The organism is Streptomyces tubbatahanensis (assembly GCF_022699385.1).
Taxonomy (GTDB): Bacteria; Actinomycetota; Actinomycetes; order Streptomycetales; family Streptomycetaceae; genus Streptomyces; species Streptomyces diacarni.
This window is the reverse complement of the sequence record NZ_CP093846.1, coordinates 4,056,384-4,073,577: the sequence shown is the minus strand read 5'-3', so window position 1 is coordinate 4,073,577 and position 17,194 is coordinate 4,056,384. Positions and strand designations below refer to the sequence as shown.

15 protein-coding genes are annotated in these 17,194 nt (G+C 73.6%); 4 read left to right on the top strand and 11 right to left on the bottom strand.

Features of this window, described 5'->3' with window-relative positions; translation table 11 throughout:
- Positions 1 to 59: 59 nt before the first annotated feature.
- Together MMF93_RS17510 and MMF93_RS17505 are read right to left on the bottom strand one after the other, a co-directional pair.
- Positions 60 to 1,763, bottom strand: coding sequence for an ABC transporter permease (locus tag MMF93_RS17510; protein ID WP_242752700.1), 1,704 nt, complete (start codon positions 1,761 to 1,763; stop codon positions 60 to 62).
- Positions 1,760 to 2,818, bottom strand: a complete 1,059-nt coding sequence (locus tag MMF93_RS17505) for an ABC transporter ATP-binding protein (protein ID WP_242752699.1) — start codon at positions 2,816 to 2,818, stop codon at positions 1,760 to 1,762. The genes MMF93_RS17510 and MMF93_RS17505 overlap by 4 nt, the downstream gene beginning before the upstream one ends.
- Positions 2,819 to 2,932: 114 nt before the next feature.
- Between MMF93_RS17505 and MMF93_RS17500 the strand changes: the two genes are divergently transcribed.
- The gene (locus MMF93_RS17500) at positions 2,933 to 3,517 is read left to right on the top strand and encodes a GbsR/MarR family transcriptional regulator (RefSeq protein ID WP_423835616.1); all 585 of its coding nucleotides are present in this window, start codon (positions 2,933 to 2,935) and stop codon (positions 3,515 to 3,517) included.
- A gap of 138 nt (positions 3,518 to 3,655) precedes the next feature.
- On the opposite strand, the gene MMF93_RS17495 is transcribed toward MMF93_RS17500, so the two are convergent.
- Positions 3,656 to 4,534, bottom strand: coding sequence for a diacylglycerol kinase catalytic domain-containing protein (locus tag MMF93_RS17495; protein WP_242752698.1), 879 nt, complete (start codon positions 4,532 to 4,534; stop codon positions 3,656 to 3,658).
- A 631-nt stretch (positions 4,535 to 5,165) separates the two neighbouring features.
- On the opposite strand from MMF93_RS17495, the gene MMF93_RS17490 reads away from it, so the two are divergent.
- Together MMF93_RS17490 and MMF93_RS17485 are read left to right on the top strand one after the other, a co-directional pair.
- Positions 5,166 to 6,449: an adenylosuccinate synthase gene (locus MMF93_RS17490; protein WP_242752697.1), complete on the top strand. Its 1,284-nt coding sequence runs from the start codon at positions 5,166 to 5,168 to the stop codon at positions 6,447 to 6,449.
- Between the two features lie 172 nt (positions 6,450 to 6,621).
- On the top strand, positions 6,622 to 7,206 hold the full coding sequence (locus tag MMF93_RS17485; protein WP_114022189.1) for a Uma2 family endonuclease: 585 nt from the start codon (positions 6,622 to 6,624) through the stop codon (positions 7,204 to 7,206).
- Between the two features lie 1,251 nt (positions 7,207 to 8,457).
- Here the strand turns inward: MMF93_RS17485 and MMF93_RS17480 are convergent.
- The gene (locus MMF93_RS17480) at positions 8,458 to 8,997 is read right to left on the bottom strand and encodes an HXXEE domain-containing protein (RefSeq protein ID WP_242752695.1); all 540 of its coding nucleotides are present in this window, start codon (positions 8,995 to 8,997) and stop codon (positions 8,458 to 8,460) included.
- A 206-nt stretch (positions 8,998 to 9,203) separates the two neighbouring features.
- Here MMF93_RS17480 and MMF93_RS17475 point away from each other — a divergent pair, with 206 nt between their 5' ends.
- The gene (locus tag MMF93_RS17475) at positions 9,204 to 9,464 is read left to right on the top strand and encodes a hypothetical protein (protein WP_242752694.1); all 261 of its coding nucleotides are present in this window, start codon (positions 9,204 to 9,206) and stop codon (positions 9,462 to 9,464) included.
- 102 nt (positions 9,465 to 9,566) lie between these two features.
- On the opposite strand, the gene MMF93_RS17470 is transcribed toward MMF93_RS17475, so the two are convergent.
- The 7 genes from MMF93_RS17470 to fbaA all read right to left on the bottom strand — a co-directional run bounded on the left by MMF93_RS17470 (position 9,567) and on the right by fbaA (position 17,115).
- Positions 9,567 to 10,328, bottom strand: coding sequence for an alpha/beta fold hydrolase (locus MMF93_RS17470; protein WP_242752692.1), 762 nt, complete (start codon positions 10,326 to 10,328; stop codon positions 9,567 to 9,569).
- Positions 10,325 to 11,602, bottom strand: coding sequence for a kynureninase (kynU, locus tag MMF93_RS17465; RefSeq protein ID WP_242752690.1), 1,278 nt, complete (start codon positions 11,600 to 11,602; stop codon positions 10,325 to 10,327). Before kynU ends, MMF93_RS17470 begins: the two co-directional genes overlap by 4 nt.
- Positions 11,595 to 12,416, bottom strand: coding sequence for a tryptophan 2,3-dioxygenase family protein (locus MMF93_RS17460; RefSeq protein WP_242752688.1), 822 nt, complete (start codon positions 12,414 to 12,416; stop codon positions 11,595 to 11,597). Before MMF93_RS17460 ends, kynU begins: the two co-directional genes overlap by 8 nt.
- Before the next feature lie 201 nt (positions 12,417 to 12,617).
- Positions 12,618 to 13,031 carry a DUF3151 domain-containing protein gene (locus MMF93_RS17455; RefSeq protein WP_114022195.1) on the bottom strand — a complete coding sequence of 138 codons (414 nt, stop codon included), beginning with the start codon at positions 13,029 to 13,031 and terminating at the stop codon, positions 12,618 to 12,620.
- A 69-nt stretch (positions 13,032 to 13,100) separates the two neighbouring features.
- On the bottom strand, positions 13,101 to 14,261 hold the full coding sequence (locus MMF93_RS17450) for a MalY/PatB family protein (protein ID WP_242752686.1): 1,161 nt from the start codon (positions 14,259 to 14,261) through the stop codon (positions 13,101 to 13,103).
- Positions 14,258 to 15,922, bottom strand: a complete 1,665-nt coding sequence (gene malX / locus MMF93_RS17445) for a maltose/glucose-specific PTS transporter subunit IIBC (RefSeq protein ID WP_274709474.1) — start codon at positions 15,920 to 15,922, stop codon at positions 14,258 to 14,260. Before malX ends, MMF93_RS17450 begins: the two co-directional genes overlap by 4 nt.
- 161 nt (positions 15,923 to 16,083) lie before the next feature.
- Positions 16,084 to 17,115, bottom strand: a complete 1,032-nt coding sequence (fbaA, locus tag MMF93_RS17440) for a class II fructose-bisphosphate aldolase (RefSeq protein ID WP_242752684.1) — start codon at positions 17,113 to 17,115, stop codon at positions 16,084 to 16,086.
- Positions 17,116 to 17,194 lie beyond the last annotated feature (79 nt).

Sequence of the window (17,194 nt, the reverse complement as noted above, 5' to 3'; positions counted from 1 at the left end):
GCCCGCCCGGCGCCGCCGGGCGGGCGGTACGCCCGGTCCCGGCGGTGCGGTGCGGTGGGCTACTTCGTGTCGAGGTCGCGGCGGCGAAAGCCCGCCAGGCCCGCCGCGACCAGGACCGCGGCCACCAGGGTCAGCAGCACGACGGGTGTCCAGCGCAGGTCGGCTGACGGCAGTTGGGGGACGTGCCCGAAGGGGGAGAGGTCGTTCAGCCAGCCGGGCAGGTCGAGGAGCTTGCCGAGGTAGCCGACGACGAAGCCGTAGGCGGGTACGGCCCCGGCCAGCGCCGCCGCCCGCGGGGCCCAGCCGAACAGGAGGGCGGCGACACCGCCGGTGACCCACAGCGCGGGCGCGTAGGCGAGCCCGGCGCCCAGCAGCCGCCAGACCAGGCCGCTGTCGCCCGCGGAGGCGCTCCCCGCCAGGCCGAGTCCGAGAGAGCCGGCCAGCAGCACCACGGTGCCGCCGCCGAGCGCGAGGGCCAGATGCGAGCCGAGCCAGCGGGTACGGGACAGCCCGGTGGCCAGCAGCGGCTCGGCACGGCCCGCCGTCTCCTCCGCGCGGGGCCGCAGCGCGGCCATCACCACGTGCAGGGAGGCGGCGACGGCGACCACCAGCATGATCGTGGACGCGAAGGACTCGACGAAGGAACCGCCCTCCCCCAGCCCCCTGGCGATGGCCTCCCTGACGTCGTCCAGGTCCTTGAGCATGTCGTCGACGCTGCCGAACAGGGAGCCGTACATGGCGCCGAGCAGCAGCAGCGCGGCGCAGAACCCGGCCAGCAGCCCGCGGTGCAGCCGCAGGGCGAAGCCGAGGGGCCGGGTGAGCGCGGCGGAGGCGGTCGGCGGGCCCGGCCGGGCGGCCAGCACGCCGGCCCCGACGTCGCGCCGGGTGGAGAGCGCGTATCCGGCGGCGGCCGTGGCGAGGGCCAGCGCGAGGGCGGGCAGCAGCGGCCACCAGCGGTCGTCGACGAACGGGTAGGTGCGCTGGGCCCAGCCGATCGGCGACAGCCACGAGGCGGGTCCCGCGCCCACGTCCCCCGCCGCGCGCAGCGCGTACGCGGCACCCAGGGCGGCGAGCGCCATGCCGCCCGCCGCCCTGGCGTGTGCGGACAGCTGCACGGTGACGGCGGCGACCCCGGCGAAGACCAGCCCCACGGCCGCGTGCGCGGCCCCGTACAGCAGCGCACCGCCGCCGGTGACGCCGGCCGGTCCGACGGCGGGCAGCACGAGGGCGAACAGCGCGCCCAGCGCCACGTCGGCCACGGCCGCGGCGGCGAGGGCCGCGCTGAGGGTGGCGTGCCGTCCCACGACGCCGGAGCGCAGCAGTTCGGCGATGCCCCTCTCCTCGTCGGCGCGGGTGTGGCGCACGACGGTGAGCACGCTCATCAGCCCGACGAGGAGCGCCCCGTAGCCGATCATCAGCATGCTGAGCACCGAGGCCGGGGTGAAGTGGGTCAGATAGTGCTCGGGCCCCGTCATGGCGAGCATGGCGGGCCCGCGCAGCGTCTCGCTCATGCCGGCGGCCTCCGGGGGCACCTGGTGCCCCAAGGCCGCGGGGTCCGGCGCCAGATCGGCCGCCTTGCCGATGCCCGACAGGGTCACGAGGAGGACGGCCAGGACCCAGGCGGGGAGGCGGAGCCGGTCGCGGCGCAGCGCGAAGCGGACGAGGACGCCGGTGCCCGCCAGCGCGTTGCCGCCGGGCGCCCGGCCCGTCCCCTGGCGGCGGAGCCCCCCGTCGCGCGGGGCGGCGTCGGTCACGGCACTCATCGCGAGCCGCCCTCCGTACCGGCGTCCGTGCGGCCCAGGTCCCCGGAAGCGTCCGTGCGGGAGGTGTCCGGGGCCGCGATCCCGTCCGTGGTGGTGCCGTGTCCTGTGGCGGCCAGTTCGTCGCCGTAGTGGCGCAGCATCAGCTCCTCCAGCGTCGGCGGATGGCTGACGAGGCCGCGGACGCCGAGGTCGCCGAGCCGGCGCACCGCCGCTTCCAGGTGGGCGCCGTCCACGGAGAAGCGCACGTGGGCGCCCTCCGTCCGCAGCTCGTGGACGCCGGGCAGGCGGGCCAGCCCGGACGCCGGGTGGGCGCCCCCTTCCGGGTGCCGGGCCAGATCGATCTCGGCCTCGATGGTCGTACGGGTCAGATGCCGCATCTCGCCGAGCGTCCCGGACTGGACGACCCTGCCGAGCCTGACGATGCTCACCCGGTCGCACACCCTCTCCACCTGGGACAGGATGTGGCTGGAGAGCAGGACGGTGCGCCCCTCGTTCCTGGCCCGGAGGACGAGGTCCTGGAAGACGACCTCCATCAGCGGATCGAGGCCCGCCGTCGGCTCGTCCAGCAACAGCAGCTCCGCGTCGGAAGCGAGCGCGGCGACGAGGGCGACCTTCTGGCGGTTGCCCTTGGAGTAGGTGCGGCCCTTCTTGGTCGGGTCGAGGTCGAAGCGCTCCACCAACTCGGCGCGCCTGGCCGCGTCGATGCCGCCGCGCAGCCGCGCCAGCAGGTCGATGGCCTCACCGCCGGTGAGGTTCGGCCACAGTTCGACGTCGCCGGGGACGTAGGCGAGGCGCCGGTGCAGGGCGACGGCGTCGTCCCAGGGGTCGGCGCCCAGCAGGCGGGCGGTTCCGGTGTCGGCGCGCAGGAGGCCCAACAGGATGCGCAGGGTGGTCGACTTCCCCGCGCCGTTCGGGCCGAGGAAGCCGTGCACCTCACCGGTGGCGACCTGGAGGTCGAGCCCGTCGAGGGCGCGGGTCGCGCCGAAGGTCTTGACGAGCCCGGACACGGTAAGCGCCGTGGTGGCGGGCGCGGTCACGGTGGTAGCGGCGGTCATGTTTCGGAAACTACGCTCACTTCACAAATTTGTGAAGTTAAGGAAGCGTTAGGGTCTTCGGGAGAAACCGCTGATCAGGGCGGACAAGCAGCTGGGCACGCAGGGTGGGAGAAGCTGACCGACGTGGCTGACGACGCGAGGGAAGAGACCGGCGCCCGCACCGGGGAGAACGGCACGCGGGAAGCCGGCAAGGCCGGCACCCGGCAGGCCGGCGGCGAGGAGACCGGCTCCCGGCTGCGGGAGTACGAGGAGCGGGCCTCCCCGTTCGTCGAACGGTTCGCCGCCGACCTCACCGAGGCGGGCATGCAGCGCATGGCCTCCCGCGCCTTCGCCTGCCTCCTCGCCTCCGAGGAGGGCGCCCTCACCTCCGCCGAACTGGGCCGGCGGCTCCAGGCCAGCCCGGCCGCCATCTCCGGCGCCGTGCGCTACCTCTCCCAGGTCGGAATGGTCAGCCGGCAGCGCGACCCCGGCTCGCGGCGCGAGCGCTACCTGCTGCACCAGGACGTCTGGTACACGAGCCTGCTCAGCCGCGACAACCTCCTCAACCGCTGGCAGACCACCCTGACCACCGGCGCCGACGCCCTCGGCGGCGACTCCCCCGGCGGCCGCCGCCTGGCGGAGAGCGCCGAGTTCCTCCGGTTCATGCAGCGGGAGCTGGAGGAGATGCTCAAGCGCTGGCACGAGCGGCAGCGGGACTGACGCTCCCCGCGCCGCGGCGGACGGCGACCGCTCAAGCCGGCGGTCCCCCGTCAGTCCGCGTCAGTCCGCGTCAGTCCGCCGGCAGTCCGCGTCAGTCCGCGTCAGTCCGCCGGCAGTCCGCGTCAGTCCGGCAGTCCGTCAGTCCGCCGGCAGGACCAGGTGCCAGGCGCCGGGGCTGAGCGTCCAGGTGCGGGCGGGGACGGGCGCGCTCGGCGGCTGGGTGTCGGGGCGGTAGCGGAAGCCCTCGCCGCCGGGCGCCGCCACCGTGACGGTGCGCGCCCGCGCCCGCGCGGGCACCCCCGCGTGGGCGGGCTGGACGACGACCTCCGCCCACCCGGTGCCCTGCTCCGTACGCACCGCCAGCTCCGTCACCGGCCGGTCGGGGCCGGTCAGCAACGTCTCGTCGGCCACCACGCGCAGCCGGTGGGGGAGGGGCGCGGCCCCCGGCTCGTCCGCCGCCTGGTGCGGCCCGCCACCGGCGCGGGCACCCCCGGCCAGGACCGTGCGCGCCAGGGAGTGGCACAGCCGCCGCCAGGGCGGCGGGAGCGGCGCCGTCCCGCTCGGGGAGGCCGCGGCGGCGGGCGGGGCAGGCGCGGCGGGTGCGGCGCCCCGTTCGAGGCGCAGCCCTCCGAGAACGACCTCGCCCTCGTCGTCCACCAGGAGGTCCAGCGCCCGCGGGGTCCCGCGCAGCACCGTCCGCGCGGCCGAGACCGCGTCGAGCGGCAGCCCCAGGCTCCGGGCCAGGGCGATCGAGGGGCCGTTGCCGACCGGCACCACCGACAGCGCCGTCCGCTCCAGCGCCCGTTCGCGGTGCAGAAGCCGTACGGCGCGCAGCAGGGCGCGGTCGTTGCCGACGAGGACGGGTCTGCGCCCGCCGCGCCGGGCCAGGGCCCGCGCCACCGCGTCGGGCCCCTCGGGCAGGCTCAGTTTCATGCCGGGGCTCCCGGCCCGCAGCACGTCGCGGGCGATCCGTACGGACTCGCCGTCCGTGGTGCGGGCGACGGGGTCGACGACCACGAGCAGCGGAGCGGCCGCCGCCGAGTCCGCCTGCGGGGCGGCGCGCCCGTCGGCTTGCGGGTCTCGCGGCGTCGGGCCTCCTGCGGTCGGGCTCGTCCCCGTGTCCCCCGCCTCCGGGCTGGTTGCCGGGCCTCTCGCCCGGCGACGCTCCGCCGAGGGGGCGGGCGGGCGTGCCGAGGGCCGTCCGGGCGGTCTTGGGGCGGGTTGCGCGGGGGACGGCGACGGGGCGCAGGGGTGCGCCGGAGGCCTCGCGGGATCTGGAGCCGACACCACGATCCTTCCTCGTGATTCCGTGCGTACGGGTGAGTCCGTGCGTTCCTGAACCGAACCGGTGCTGCCCGGCCCCGGGGGGCCGGGACTCCGGAGGACCGGGCCCGGGACCGGGGGGTCGACCCCGGTTCCCGGAAGCTGCCGGCGTGTGCTGAGGTGGTACGCGTTCGTACGTCCGTCCGAGTCGGTGCACTCCCCTGTTCGTCACCCGGGAGAATTGTTCGGTAATCTCTCGGTGCAAGAGCCCCTGTCGCTGTTGCGCCAGGGGCTTCCTCTATCCGGGGTACCGACCTGCGGCTCTCGCGATGGCGATACGCGCCACGCACGTGGGACATGCCCCACCCGAAAGGGGTGTACGCCTGTGCCCGCACTTGTGCTGCTCGGTGCTCAGTGGGGTGACGAGGGCAAGGGAAAGGCCACCGACCTGCTCGGCGGCTCCGTGGACTACGTGGTGCGCTACCAGGGCGGCAACAACGCCGGCCACACGGTCGTCGTCGGCGACCAGAAGTACGCGCTGCACCTGCTCCCGTCCGGGATCCTCTCTCCCGGCTGCACCCCGGTCATCGGCAACGGCGTCGTCGTCGACCCCTCGGTCCTGCTCTCCGAGCTGAGCGGACTGAACGAGCGCGGCGTCGACACCTCCAAGCTGCTGGTCAGCGGCAACGCCCACCTGATCACGCCGTACCACGAGACGCTCGACAAGACGACCGAGCGGTTCCTGGGCAAGCGGCGCATCGGCACCACGGGGCGCGGCATCGGCCCGAGCTACGCCGACAAGATCAACCGCGTCGGCATCCGGGTCCAGGACCTGTTCGACGAGTCGATCCTGCTGCAGAAGGTCGAGGCGGCGCTCGACTTCAAGAACCAGGTGCTGGCCAAGCTCTACAACCGCCGCGCGATCTCGGCCGAGCAGGTCGTCGAGGAGCTGCTGGGCTACGCCGAGCACCTCAAGGGCTTCGTCGCCGACACCACGCTGGTCCTCAACGACGCGATCGACGAGGGCAAGGTCGTTCTCTTCGAGGGCGGCCAGGGCACCCTGCTGGACGTCGACCACGGCACGTACCCGTTCGTCACCTCCTCCAACCCGACGGCGGGCGGCGCCTGCACCGGTTCCGGCGTCGGACCGACGAAGATCAACCGGGTCATCGGCATCCTCAAGGCGTACACGACCCGCGTCGGCGCGGGCCCCTTCCCCACCGAGCTGTTCGACGACGACGGCGAGGCGCTGCGCACCATCGGCGGCGAGTTCGGCGTCACCACGGGCCGCAACCGGCGCTGCGGCTGGTTCGACGCGGTCATCGCCCGCTACGCCACCCGCGTCAACGGGCTCACCGACTTCTTCCTCACCAAGCTCGACGTGCTCACCGGCTGGGAGCAGATCCCCGTCTGCGTCGCCTACGACGTCGACGGCGAGCGCACCACGGAACTGCCCTACAACCAGAGCGACTTCCACCACGCCCAGCCGGTCTACGAGTACCTGCCCGGCTGGAGCGAGGACATCACCAAGGCCAAGACCTTCGCCGACCTGCCGAAGAACGCGCAAGCGTATGTGAAGACCCTGGAGGAGATGTCGGGCGCCCCGATCTCCGCCATCGGCGTCGGCCCGGGCCGCGACGAGACGATCCAGGTCAACTCCTTCCTCTGAGCCCCCGCCCTCCCCGGGCCCGGCCCGCCCGTAGCCGCACGGTCAGTCCGACCGTGCGGCTACGCGCATACCAGGGCGACCGGCCTCACCCGTGTGGGTGTATCCGCCGGAAACCCCCGCCGCCCCGCCGCCTCACGGCTGACACTGGCTTTCGCCTGGAAGGAGGGGCAGCATGACGGTTATGGCCGAGCGCACGTCTCACATGTCGGTGGAGGACTTCGAACGGATCGCGTCCACCACTCCCGAGACCGTCACGTTGGAGTTCATCGGCGGACGGATCGGGGAGAAGGTCGTGGCAGACGGAGATCACGAGACGATCACCATGTGGCTGCTCAGGCAGTGCATGCAGGCGCGCCCGGATCTCGACCTGCACCCCACGCAAGGGTTGAAGGCCGGTGGCTACCGCAAGGGAAGAGTGCGTCCGGACGGCTCGCTCGCGCCCATCGCCCACTTCGCCGGGCAGGGCGAATGGGCCGACCCCGACGGCGTACTGATGACCGTCGAGGTCACGTCGTACGACTCGGACACCAACCAGCGCGACCGGCAGGAGAAACCGGCCGCCTACGCCGCTGTCGGCATCCCGGTCTACCTCCTGGTCGACCGGGGCGCGGGCGAGGTCGTCGTGCACACGAACCCCGACCCGAACGCCGGACGCTACCGCGATCTGCACACCGCCGCGTTCGGTGAACAGGTCGCCCTCCCCGAGCCCGTCGGCATCCGTCTGGACACCGAGGTCTTGAAGAACTACGTACGCTGAGCCGCCATGCAGGCAACCGTGGACGGCGCCGTCCTGATATCCGTCGTACTGGCGCTCACCCTCGCGGTCCGGGACCGGCGGCTCGGGCCGCCGGGCGGCCCCGGGGCAGCGGGGCGCCGACTGCCCGGGCCGCTCGCATGGCTGGGGGTGGTGACCGGTCTCGTGCTGGTCAACCAGGTGGCCGTCGTGGTGTACGTGGAGCGCGTCCGGGGCGGCGACCCCGCCTTCGTGGCCCGCTATCTCCCCCCTGGCTGGTTCGACCTGCCGGACGGTGGCGGCCCGTTGGGATGGCTCGTCACCCACTGGCCCTGGCCGCACGCCCTCGCCGTCTGCGTGCTGCGCGTCCAGGCGGCCTTGGAACTGCCGCTGGTGCTGCTGGCGTTCGCCGTGGTGCTGCGCTGGCTCGACCCGCCGCTGTGCCGCCGGGTGCTGCGCTCGCCCCTGCTGGTGGTGGCCGCGCTCGCCTACACCGCCGTCTTCTGCGCCGTCGAATGGGACCTGCGCAACCCCTACACCTTCGACGACCTGGCCGTGCGCTGCGCCTCCGCGCTGGTGACCCCGCCCGCGCTGGCGGCCCTGGCCCGCCGCTGGGGGCCCGCCGGTGCGGCACCGCCGACCCCGCTGCCGGCGGTGCGCCTGTTGCTGTTCCTCGGCTCTCTCGCCGCCTTCGGCGGGCTCGTCCTGCTCGCCTACGACACGCTGCTGCTCTACAACCTCGGCCGGCTGGACGACCGGCTGCCGCTCGCCGCCGCCTGCGCGGCGGTGCTCGCCGCGTGCCGCCTGGGCGACCGGCGGTGGGCGGCACCCACCGCCCACAGGCCGGGGGCGAGCACGGACCCCGGGCCGGGTGCAGGCGCGCGCCCCGGGCCTGCCGTCGTCTTCCTCGGCCACGCCCTGCGCCGGTTCCTCGTCCTCTTCTTCGCTCCGGCGCTCGCCGTCCGCTACGGCGTCACCTTCGGCACCCCGGCGCTGGCCGCCGCCGCGGGGCTGGTCCTCGGTTCGGTGGCGGCCGGCCTCGCGCTGCGCGACACCCTGGCCGAGGGCGACACGGGTGCGGGCCCTCTGCTCTCGGTGCTGTGCTGTGCCGTACTGGGCGGTGCGGCCGCCGGGTACGCGGCGGCGCGGGTGGCGAGCGGCGGGTACTACGAGACGGCGCTGCTGGCGGGCGCGGCGGCGTTCCTCGCCGTGGCGGTCGGCGGCTGCGCGCTGGGGGACCGGCTGCGCGCCGGCTCCCGGGGGTCCCCGCTGCCGTCAGCGCCGCCGCACGAGCAGCCGGGCGACCCCGTGGGAGACCGCCAGCGCCGCGACGGCCCCGAGGGCGCCGGCGGCGATGTCGCGCGGCCTCGTCGGCCGGAGGATCCCCTGCTCGCGCAGCCTTCCGCGGGCCCAGGCGGTGAAGGGGATGACCACCAGCGGTGAGGTCAGCGCCCCCGGGGTGAGGCTGCGGGTGGCGGCGGCCTGCGCGAGGTGCACGACGCCGTGTGCGCCGAAGGCGCCCAGCGCCGTCTGGTAGGCGGCGCTCCGTCCGCCCGTGCGGTGCCCTTCCGCGGCGGCCGCTCCCACGAGGACGGCCATCACGCCGACGGCCGCCGCGAACCGCCGCCCGTCCGTCGCCTCCAGCCGCGTCCACACCGCCTCCGGCACGCGCGGCGCCGCCTTCCGCAGCTCGGGAACGTGCGTGCGGATCCAGCGCGGCATCATGGCCGTCTCCTCCGCGTCGTGCAGCGCCCACGCCGCGAACAGCCCCAGGGTGACGCCCGCCCCGACCGTCCCGGTCCGCTCATCGTCCATGCCGGGAGGGACGCCGGGAGGGTCCGCGGGGTTCACATGGCCCCCCGCCGAAGCCTACGGCCCGGCTCGTCGGGAAGCGCCCGTGCGGCGTACACCACCGGCACGTGCGGATTAATGATGATCGTTCCGCTGCGGGGTGTGGAAGAGGTCTCGCGCACAGCGCACATCCCGCGCGAGACCGCGCGCCCCGACCGCAAGGAGCACTCATGCGCATCCGCACCGCGACCGCCGCCGCCGTCCTGGCGACCGCCGCCGTCCTCGGCTCGGCGGGCACCGCCTTCGCCGGCGACCACCACAACTGGACCTCGGCCGCCTACGACTTCAGCGACCACGTCCTGAGCAAGTACGAGAACAAGAGCGACAACGACACCAACGTCGTCAAGCAGTTCAAGTACACGAACATCTCGGACAACGAGGTCGACAACTTCAACACCGGCGCCAAGATCGGCGAGCTCGAGCTGGACTGACGCCGAGCACCGTTCGGGCCGCGACCCGACCGCCGCGCACGCCTTCGGCCCCGCCTGTGGCGGGGCCGAAGGCGTGCGCGGCCGCGAGGCGACCGGGCGGCGCTAGCGCAGCGACCGCACCACCACGTCGAACGCCGGGGTGCGCGGAGTGACGGGCGCGTAGTGCCCGACGCCGGGCATCAGGTGCAGGCGCCCGCCCCAGTTGTTCGCATACCGCCGCGACAGCTCGATCGGCACCTCCGCGTCGGCGGTGCCGTGCAGCACCTCCACCGGGACGCGCGGCAGCAGCCGCATCGGATCGGCGTCGTCCAGCGCGCTGACGGTCGCGCTGTCCGCCGCGTTCCGGCCGCCGAGGAAGGACGCCACCGCGCCGTCGTCGAGACGCAGCTCGTGGGCGCGCGCGAGGTCGGCCACCGGGGCGACCACGACGACCCGGCCCGCGGCCCGCTGCCGCCTCGCCGCGGCCCACAGCGCCAACTGGCCGCCCGCGGAGTGCCCGAACAGGACACTGGGCGGGGCCCCCAGGTGATCGAGCGCCGCGTCGACGTCCTCGGCCGTGGCGGGCCAGCCGCCGCCCCCGCCGACCCTGCGGTACTCCACCAGGGCCACCGACATCCCCTGTCCCGCCAGCGCGGCGGCGAACGGCGACAGGTGGGTGCGGTCCCACTCCTCGCGCCAGAACCCGCCGTGCAGCAGGACGACGCGAGGACCCGAGGCGCCCTGCCCGTAGAGGTCGATGACCTGGGAGGGGTGTTCCCCGTAGCGCACCTGGCGCTCGGGGGGCGCGGGCGCAAGTGCCAGCAGCGCCTTGTTTTCGTCGTGCTCGCCGTGCTCGCCGTGCTCGCCGTGCTCGTCCTGGCTCATCGTGGTCCCCCGATCACCTCGCCCAGGACGCGCGCGGCCCGCTCGACGTCCTGGAACGCAGTGTAGAGCGGGGTGAACCCGAAGCGCAGGACACCGGGGCGCCGGAAGTCACCGACGACGCCGCGCCCGATCAGCTCGGCCATCACCCCCTCGGCCCGCTCCGCCGGGTCGCACAGCAGCGCGACCTGGCTGCCGCGCCGCGCGTGCTCCGCGGGCGTCAGCGACCGCACCGCGACCTCGTCGCCCGCGCCCGTGTACGCCGCCACGCAGCGCAGGAAGAAGTCCGTGAGCGCCAGCGACTTGGCCCGCACGTCCTCGATCCGCACCCCGTCCCAGACCGCCAGCGCCTCCTCCAGCGCGGCCATCGACAGGATGTCCGGCGTGCCGACCCGGCCGCGCGCCGCACCCGCGGCCGGCGCGTACGCCGGGTCCATGGCGAACGGGTCGGCGTGCGAGGCCCACCCTGGCAGCGGCGTGTCGAACCGCTCCTGGAGCGCGGAGCGCACGTACAAGAACGCGGGGGCGCCCGGCCCTCCGTTGAGGAACTTGTAGGTGCACCCCACCGCGAGGTCCACCCCGTGCGCGTCCAGCCCCACCGGCAGCGCGCCCGCGCTGTGGCACAGGTCCCACACGCTGACGGCGCCCGCCTTACGGACGGCCGCCGTCAGCGCGGGCAGGTCGTTGAGGGTGCCGGTGCGGTAGTCGACGTGGTTGAGCAGCACGGCGGCGGTCCGCGTCCCCACGGCCTCGGGCACCTGTGCGGCGGCGACGGGACGCACCGCGCATCCCGTCAGCCGCGCCGCGGACGCGGCGATGTAGCCGTCCGTCGGGAACGTCGCCTCGTCGACCAGGAGTTCGTCCCGCCCCGGTTTCCGTCCGGAATCCCGCTCCCGCGCGATCCGTACGGCACCGACCACGGCCTTGAGCACGTTCACGCTCGTCGAGTCGCCGACGACGACCTGGCCGGGTCCCGCGCCGACCAGCGGGGCGATCAGCTCGCCCACCCGCTGCGGCATCTCCCACCAGCCCGACTCCGTCCACGACCTGATGCCCAGCTGCCCCCACTCCCGGGAGACCACCTCGGCCAGCCGCCCCGGCACCCGGGCCGGGAGGGCGCCGAGCGAGTTGCCGTCGAGGTAGACGGTGCCGTCGTCGAGCACGAACAGCTCACGCAGCGGCGCGAGGGGATCGGCGGCGTCGAGGGAGGCGGCCACCCCGTTCCGCGCCTCGTTCTGCGTCGCGTCCCGCGCTTCGCCGGCGGCGGGGTCAGACATGGCTGCGCGCCGTCCACAGCTCGGGGAAGACCTGTTTGGCGGCCCGCTTCTCCAGCCAGGCCACACCGGCCGAGCCGCCCGTCCCCGTCTTGGCCCCCATGGCCCGCCGCGTGGCGACGAGGTGGTCGTTGCGCCAGCGCCACACCAGCTCGGCGACCTCGGTCAGGGCCTCGCCGAGCCGGTGCGCGGGCGACCCCGCGCCCTCCCGGTAGACGCGCACCCACACGGCCTCGACGCCCGGATCGGCCTCGTACCGGCGCGCGAGGTCGCGCTGGAGCACCGCTTCGGGGACGTCCTCGCCGCGGCGGGCGAGGAACCGCAGCGCCTCGTCGTAGAGGCTCGGTTCGTGCAGGGCCTTCTCCAGTTCGGCGTGCACCCGCGGCGACCCGCGGTGCGGCACCAGCATGGAGGCGGACTTCTCCCCCAGCAGGAACTCCACCCGCCGGTACATCGCGGACTGGAACCCCGACCCGTCCCCCAGCGCGGAGCGGTAGGAGTTGAACTGGGCGGGGGTCAGGTGTGCCAGCGGCTCCCAGGAGGCGTTGAGCGAGGCCATCTCGTAGGTCGAGCGCGTCAGGGCGGCCGCGGCGGCCTCCAGGTCGTCCTCCCGCAGCTTGCGGGCCGCCGTCTGCCACTCGTGCACCAGGAGGGTGAACCACAGCTCCATCACCTGCGTGGTGACCAGGAACGCCATCTCGCCCGGATCGTCGGAGAGCGGGTGCTGGAGGTGGGTGAGGACGTCCGCCTGTACGTAGTCCTCGTAGGGCGTGGTGCCACCGAACTCAAGGGCCGGGGCATCGGGGTCGTGTGACATCGCTGTCTCCACTCGCTGTGCTTCCGGGTAGCGGTCCGCCCCTTCCGGATAGACGTCGGAGCCCCGGTCCCCTCGGGCCTCACGCGGCCCACCACGCATCATGCGCGCGAGGCGACGGCGGCGGCAAGGTCACCGCCGCCGTCCGCACACCGGCCCAGCTCAAGGCGCGCCCCACCACGGGCCGCGCCGCACCGGCCGCCCTCAGCCCAGGGTGGAGGCCGCCGTGGGGGAGCTCTCCTTCAGGAAGGAGCTGCACCGCTCGTACTCCTCCTGCTCACCGATCGTCTGCGCGGCCCGCGCGAGGGCGTGCAGCGCCCGCAGGAAGCCCCGGTTCGGCTCGTGCTCGAACGGCACGGGCCCGTGCCCCTTCCAGCCGTTGCGGCGCAGCGCGTCCAGACCCCGGTGGTAGCCGGTGCGCGCGTACGCGTACGACTCGACGACGTTGCCCGCCTCGAACGCGTCGTCGGCGAGCTGCGCCCACGCCAGCGACGACGTCGGGTACTGCGCGGCGACCTCGGCGGGCGCCGTCCCGGCGGCGAGCAGCTCGCGGGGCTCGGGATCGTCGGGCAGATGGGTCGGGGGCGGACCCCCGAGCAGGTTCTCGTGAATGGCCATGAGCCCCAGTGTCCCCCACCCGGGGCCCTTCCCGGGCGGGCTCCCCCGCCCCCCGGGCCCGGCCGTCCCTCAGCACACCCGGCGCAGCGCCGCGACCAACGCGTCGACGCCCGCCTCGGCCTTGGAGCGGGGGCAGCCGACGTTCAGCCGCACGAAACCGGGCGCCCCGTACGCCGTGCCCGGCATGATCGCCACCTTCTCGGTCTCGATCAGCTCCCGTTGCAGCGCCTCGTCGTCGAAGGGCGCGGTGCTCAGGCCGCGCAGGTCGATCCAGGCCAGGTAGCCGGCCTCGGGCGGCTCCCAGTCCAGGCCGGGGAAGGCGGCCGCCAGCCGCTCGGCGACCATGCGCAGGTTGCCGTGCACGTAGTCCCGCAGCTGGTCCAGCCACCGCTCGCCCTCGCGGTAGGCGGCGATGTGCCCCACGAGGGAGAGCACGGCAGGTGAGGAGAGCCCGTCCGCCTCCTTGAGCGCCCGCAGGTACGCCTCCCGCGACGCCTCGTCCCGCACGATGCCGTAGCTGCCGGTGAGCGCCGGGATGTTGAACGACTTCGAGGCGGAGTTCAGCACCGCCCAGCGCCCCGTGCCGTGGCGGACCCAGGGCCTGTGGCGGTGCGGCGGGTGGGCGAGGTCCGCGTGGATCTCGTCGCTGATCACCGCCACGTCGTAGCGGGCGCACAGCTGCGCCATGTGCGCCAGCTCCGCTTCCGTCCACACCCGGCCCGTGGGGTTGTGCGGGGAGCACAGCAGCAGCACCCGGGTGTCGGGCAGCGCCAGCAGCCGCTCCAGCTCCGCCGCGTCCCCGACGGGGCAGCCGCGCAACCGCCGCTGGTGCGCGGCCAGCACCTTGGGGAAGGCGTCGTAGTAGGGAGTGTGCACGACGACGCCGTCCCCGGGCCCGGACCACAGCCGCAGCAGCTGCGAGACCTGGTAGACCACCGACGGCCCGTAGACCACCCAGTCCGGGTCGACGTCGGTCTCGTACCGCCGCGCGTACCAGTCGGTGACGGCGGACAGGAAGTCCGACTGGCGCCAGCGCGAGTAGCCCAGCACCCCGTGGTCGAGCCGCCGCCGCAGCGCCTCCAGCACCTCGGGGGCCGTCTCGAAGTCCATGTCGGAGATGGTGAACGGCAGCAGCCCCGGCACCCCGAAGCGGTCCTGCACGTAGTCCCACTGGGTGCACCAGGTGCCGTGCCGCTCGACCACCCGGTCGAAGTCGTAGGCCCCGCTCACGCGCTCCTCCCGCCGGGAAGCAGCCCCTCGATGGCGTCCTTGACCGACTGGACCTGCGGACCGATGACGACCTGCACGGTGTGCGGATCGAGGGTGACGACGCCGACGGCACCGAGCTTCTTCAGCCGCGCCTCGTCGAGCCGTGCGGCGTCCTCGACGGTCATCCGCAGCCGGGTGATGCAGTTGTCGAGGGTGCGTATGTTGCCGGGGCCGCCGATCGCGTCCAGCAGCGCCGCGGGATCGTACCGGCCCGCGACCAGCTTCGGCGCCACCGGCTCCGCCCCCTCAGCCCTCTCCGGGACACCCGCGGCCTCGTCCGCTCCCTCGGCCTCTCCCTCCTCCTCGCCCTCTCCCTCGTCCGGGGCCTCCCGCCCCGGCGTCTTGAGGTCGAACCGCCGGATCGCCCAGCGGAAGAGGAAGTAGTACACCGCGAACCACACCGCCGCGATCACCGGCACCAGATACCACCGGGTGGTCGTGCCCTGGAGCACCCCGAAGACGAACCAGTCGATGACGTTGCCGTCGGTGTTGCCGATGAAGACGCCCAGCACGGCCGCCGTCAGGAAGCCCAGCCCCACCAGCACGGCGTGCAGGAGGTACAGCCACGGCGCGATGAACAGGAACAGGAACTCCAGCGGCTCGGTGATCCCGCCGACCACGCAGGCCACCACACCCGAGATCAGCAGCGCCTTGATCTCGGGGCGCATGGCGCGCCGCGCACAGTGGTACATGGCGAGCGCGGCACCGGGCAGCCCGCCCAGGTAGGCGGCCATCTTGCCCTGCGAGAGGAAGTGGGTCGCCGAGGTCACGTCCCCGTTCGCGGCGGCGTCGCAGTTCAGCTGCGCGTAGAAGAGGTTGAGCGCACCGCTGACGTGCTCGCCGCAGACCGTGCCCGCGCCGCCCACGTCGGTGAAGCGGAACATCGCCACCAGGATGTGGTGCAGCCCCACCGGGCGCAGCAGCACCTCGCCGGCGCCGAAGAAGAACGGCCCGAACACCCCGGTGTGCCCGATGGCCTCGCCCAGGTCCCTGATCCACCCGTTGAACGTCGGCCACACCAGCGGGACGAGCAGCCCGGCCACGCTCAGCACCAGCGTCGAGACGATCGGCACGAAGCGCAGCCCGCCGAAGAACGCCAGCGCATCCGGCATCCGCTGGGTCCGGAAACGGCGGTGCAGCACCGCGACGACGACGCCGACCACGACGGCCCCCAGCAGCCCGGTGTCGATCGACTGGATGCCCAGGACGTCGGCGATGCCGTAGTGCGCGATCGCCTCCTTGTCCTCCAGGTCGACGCCCTTGGCGGTGAGGAAGAAGTTGACCGCCAGGTTCATCGCCACGTACCCGACGAACCCGGAGAACGCGGCGACCCCCTTGTCCTCGCGGGCCAGGCCGAGCGGAATGGCCATCGCGAACAGCACGGGCAGGAACGTGAAGGCCGTCTGCCCCGTGTTGGCCAGCCAGGTGAAGACCAGATGGAAGCCCTCACCCTTGAGGAAGGTCAGGTTGTCGGTGACGGCGTCGCTGGAGAGCGACGAGCCGACGCCGAGGATGATGCCGCAGAACGCCAACAGGGCGACCGGCAGCATGAACGTCTTGCCGAGCCCCTGGAGGAACTCCCAGGCGGCGGCCTTGCTCTTCCGCAATGATGTGCTGTCCACCGGCCCAGTCTGCGGGGCGGCACAGGGGCGAACACAATGGTCAGCGGGTTACGGATGCATAGCGAAAAGCCCGGGCCCGCCCCCTCGCGGGGGACGGGCCCGGGCCGAGAGCCCCTCTTGCGACACCACGGCACCACGGCACGCGGTCGCTCAGGGTCGGGTCACTTCAGGCGGGTGCCGGTGGAGCGCAGGTTGGCGCAGGCGGTCTGCACGCGCTCGGCCATCCCCTTCTCGGCGGCCTTGCCCCAGCTGCGCGGGTCGTAGACCTTCTTGTTGCCGACCTCGCCGTCCACCTTCAGCACGCCGTCGTAGTTGGCGAACATGTGCGCGGCGACGGGGCGGGTGAAGGCGTACTGGGTGTCGGTGTCGAGGTTCATCTTCACGACGCCGTTCCCCAGCGCGGTGGCGATCTCCTCCTCCGTGGAGCCGGAGCCGCCGTGGAAGACGAAGTCGAACGGCTGGCTGCCCGCCGGCTTCTGGAACTTCTCGGCGACGCCCGTCTGGAGGTCCTTGAGCAGCTCGGGGCGGAGCACCACGTTGCCCGGCTTGTAGACGCCGTGCACGTTGCCGAACGAGGCGGCCAGCAGGTAGCGGCCCTTCTCGCCCAGACCCAGCGCCTCGGCCGTGCGCACCGCGTCCTCGACCGTGGTGTACAGCTCGTCGTTGATCTCGTGGGTGACGCCGTCCTCCTCGCCACCGGTCGGGGTGATCTCGACCTCAAGGATGATCTTCGCGGCGGCGGCCTCGGCCAGCAGCTCCCGGCCGATCTCCAGGTTGTCCTTGAGCGTCTCGGCCGAGCCGTCCCACATGTGCGACTGGAACAGCGGGTTCTCCCCGCGCTCGACGCGCTCCCTGGAGACCGCGATCAGCGGACGGACGTAGCCGTCGAGCTTGTCCTTGGGGCAGTGGTCGGTGTGCAGGGCGACGTTGACCGGGTACTTCTTCGCGACGATGTGGGCGAACTCGGCGAGCGCCACCGCGCCGCTGACCATGTCCTTGCTGTACTGGCCGCCCAGGAACTCGGCCCCGCCCGTCGAGATCTGCACGATGCCGTCGCTCTCCGCCTCGGCGAAGCCGCGCAGCGCGGCGTGCAGCGTCTGCGTCGAGGTGACGTTGATGGCGGGGTAGGCGAACGTGCCTTCCTTCGCCCGATCGAGCATCTCGGTGTAGACGTCGGGGGTTGCGATGGGCATCAGACCGCTCCTCGGGGTGTGCGTGGTATCCGGCTGCGGATCAACGGAACGTCAACGGCGACTTCATCGTCGGGCCCAT

Coding starts and splice junctions, on each gene's coding strand:
- MMF93_RS17510 (WP_242752700.1), bottom strand. CDS start 1,763: ATGAGTGCCGTGACCGACGCCGCCCCGCGCGACGGGGGGCTCCGCCGC.
- MMF93_RS17505 (WP_242752699.1), bottom strand. CDS start 2,818: ATGACCGCCGCTACCACCGTGACCGCGCCCGCCACCACGGCGCTTACC.
- MMF93_RS17485 (WP_114022189.1), top strand. CDS start 6,622: ATGACGGTTATGGCCGAGCGCACGTCTCACATGTCGGTGGAGGACTTC.
- MMF93_RS17480 (WP_242752695.1), bottom strand. CDS start 8,997: ATGGACGATGAGCGGACCGGGACGGTCGGGGCGGGCGTCACCCTGGGG.
- MMF93_RS17475 (WP_242752694.1), top strand. CDS start 9,204: ATGCGCATCCGCACCGCGACCGCCGCCGCCGTCCTGGCGACCGCCGCC.
- MMF93_RS17470 (WP_242752692.1), bottom strand. CDS start 10,328: ATGAGCCAGGACGAGCACGGCGAGCACGGCGAGCACGGCGAGCACGAC.
- kynU (WP_242752690.1), bottom strand. CDS start 11,602: ATGTCTGACCCCGCCGCCGGCGAAGCGCGGGACGCGACGCAGAACGAG.
- MMF93_RS17460 (WP_242752688.1), bottom strand. CDS start 12,416: ATGTCACACGACCCCGATGCCCCGGCCCTTGAGTTCGGTGGCACCACG.
- MMF93_RS17455 (WP_114022195.1), bottom strand. CDS start 13,031: ATGGCCATTCACGAGAACCTGCTCGGGGGTCCGCCCCCGACCCATCTG.
- fbaA (WP_242752684.1), bottom strand. CDS start 17,115: ATGCCCATCGCAACCCCCGACGTCTACACCGAGATGCTCGATCGGGCG.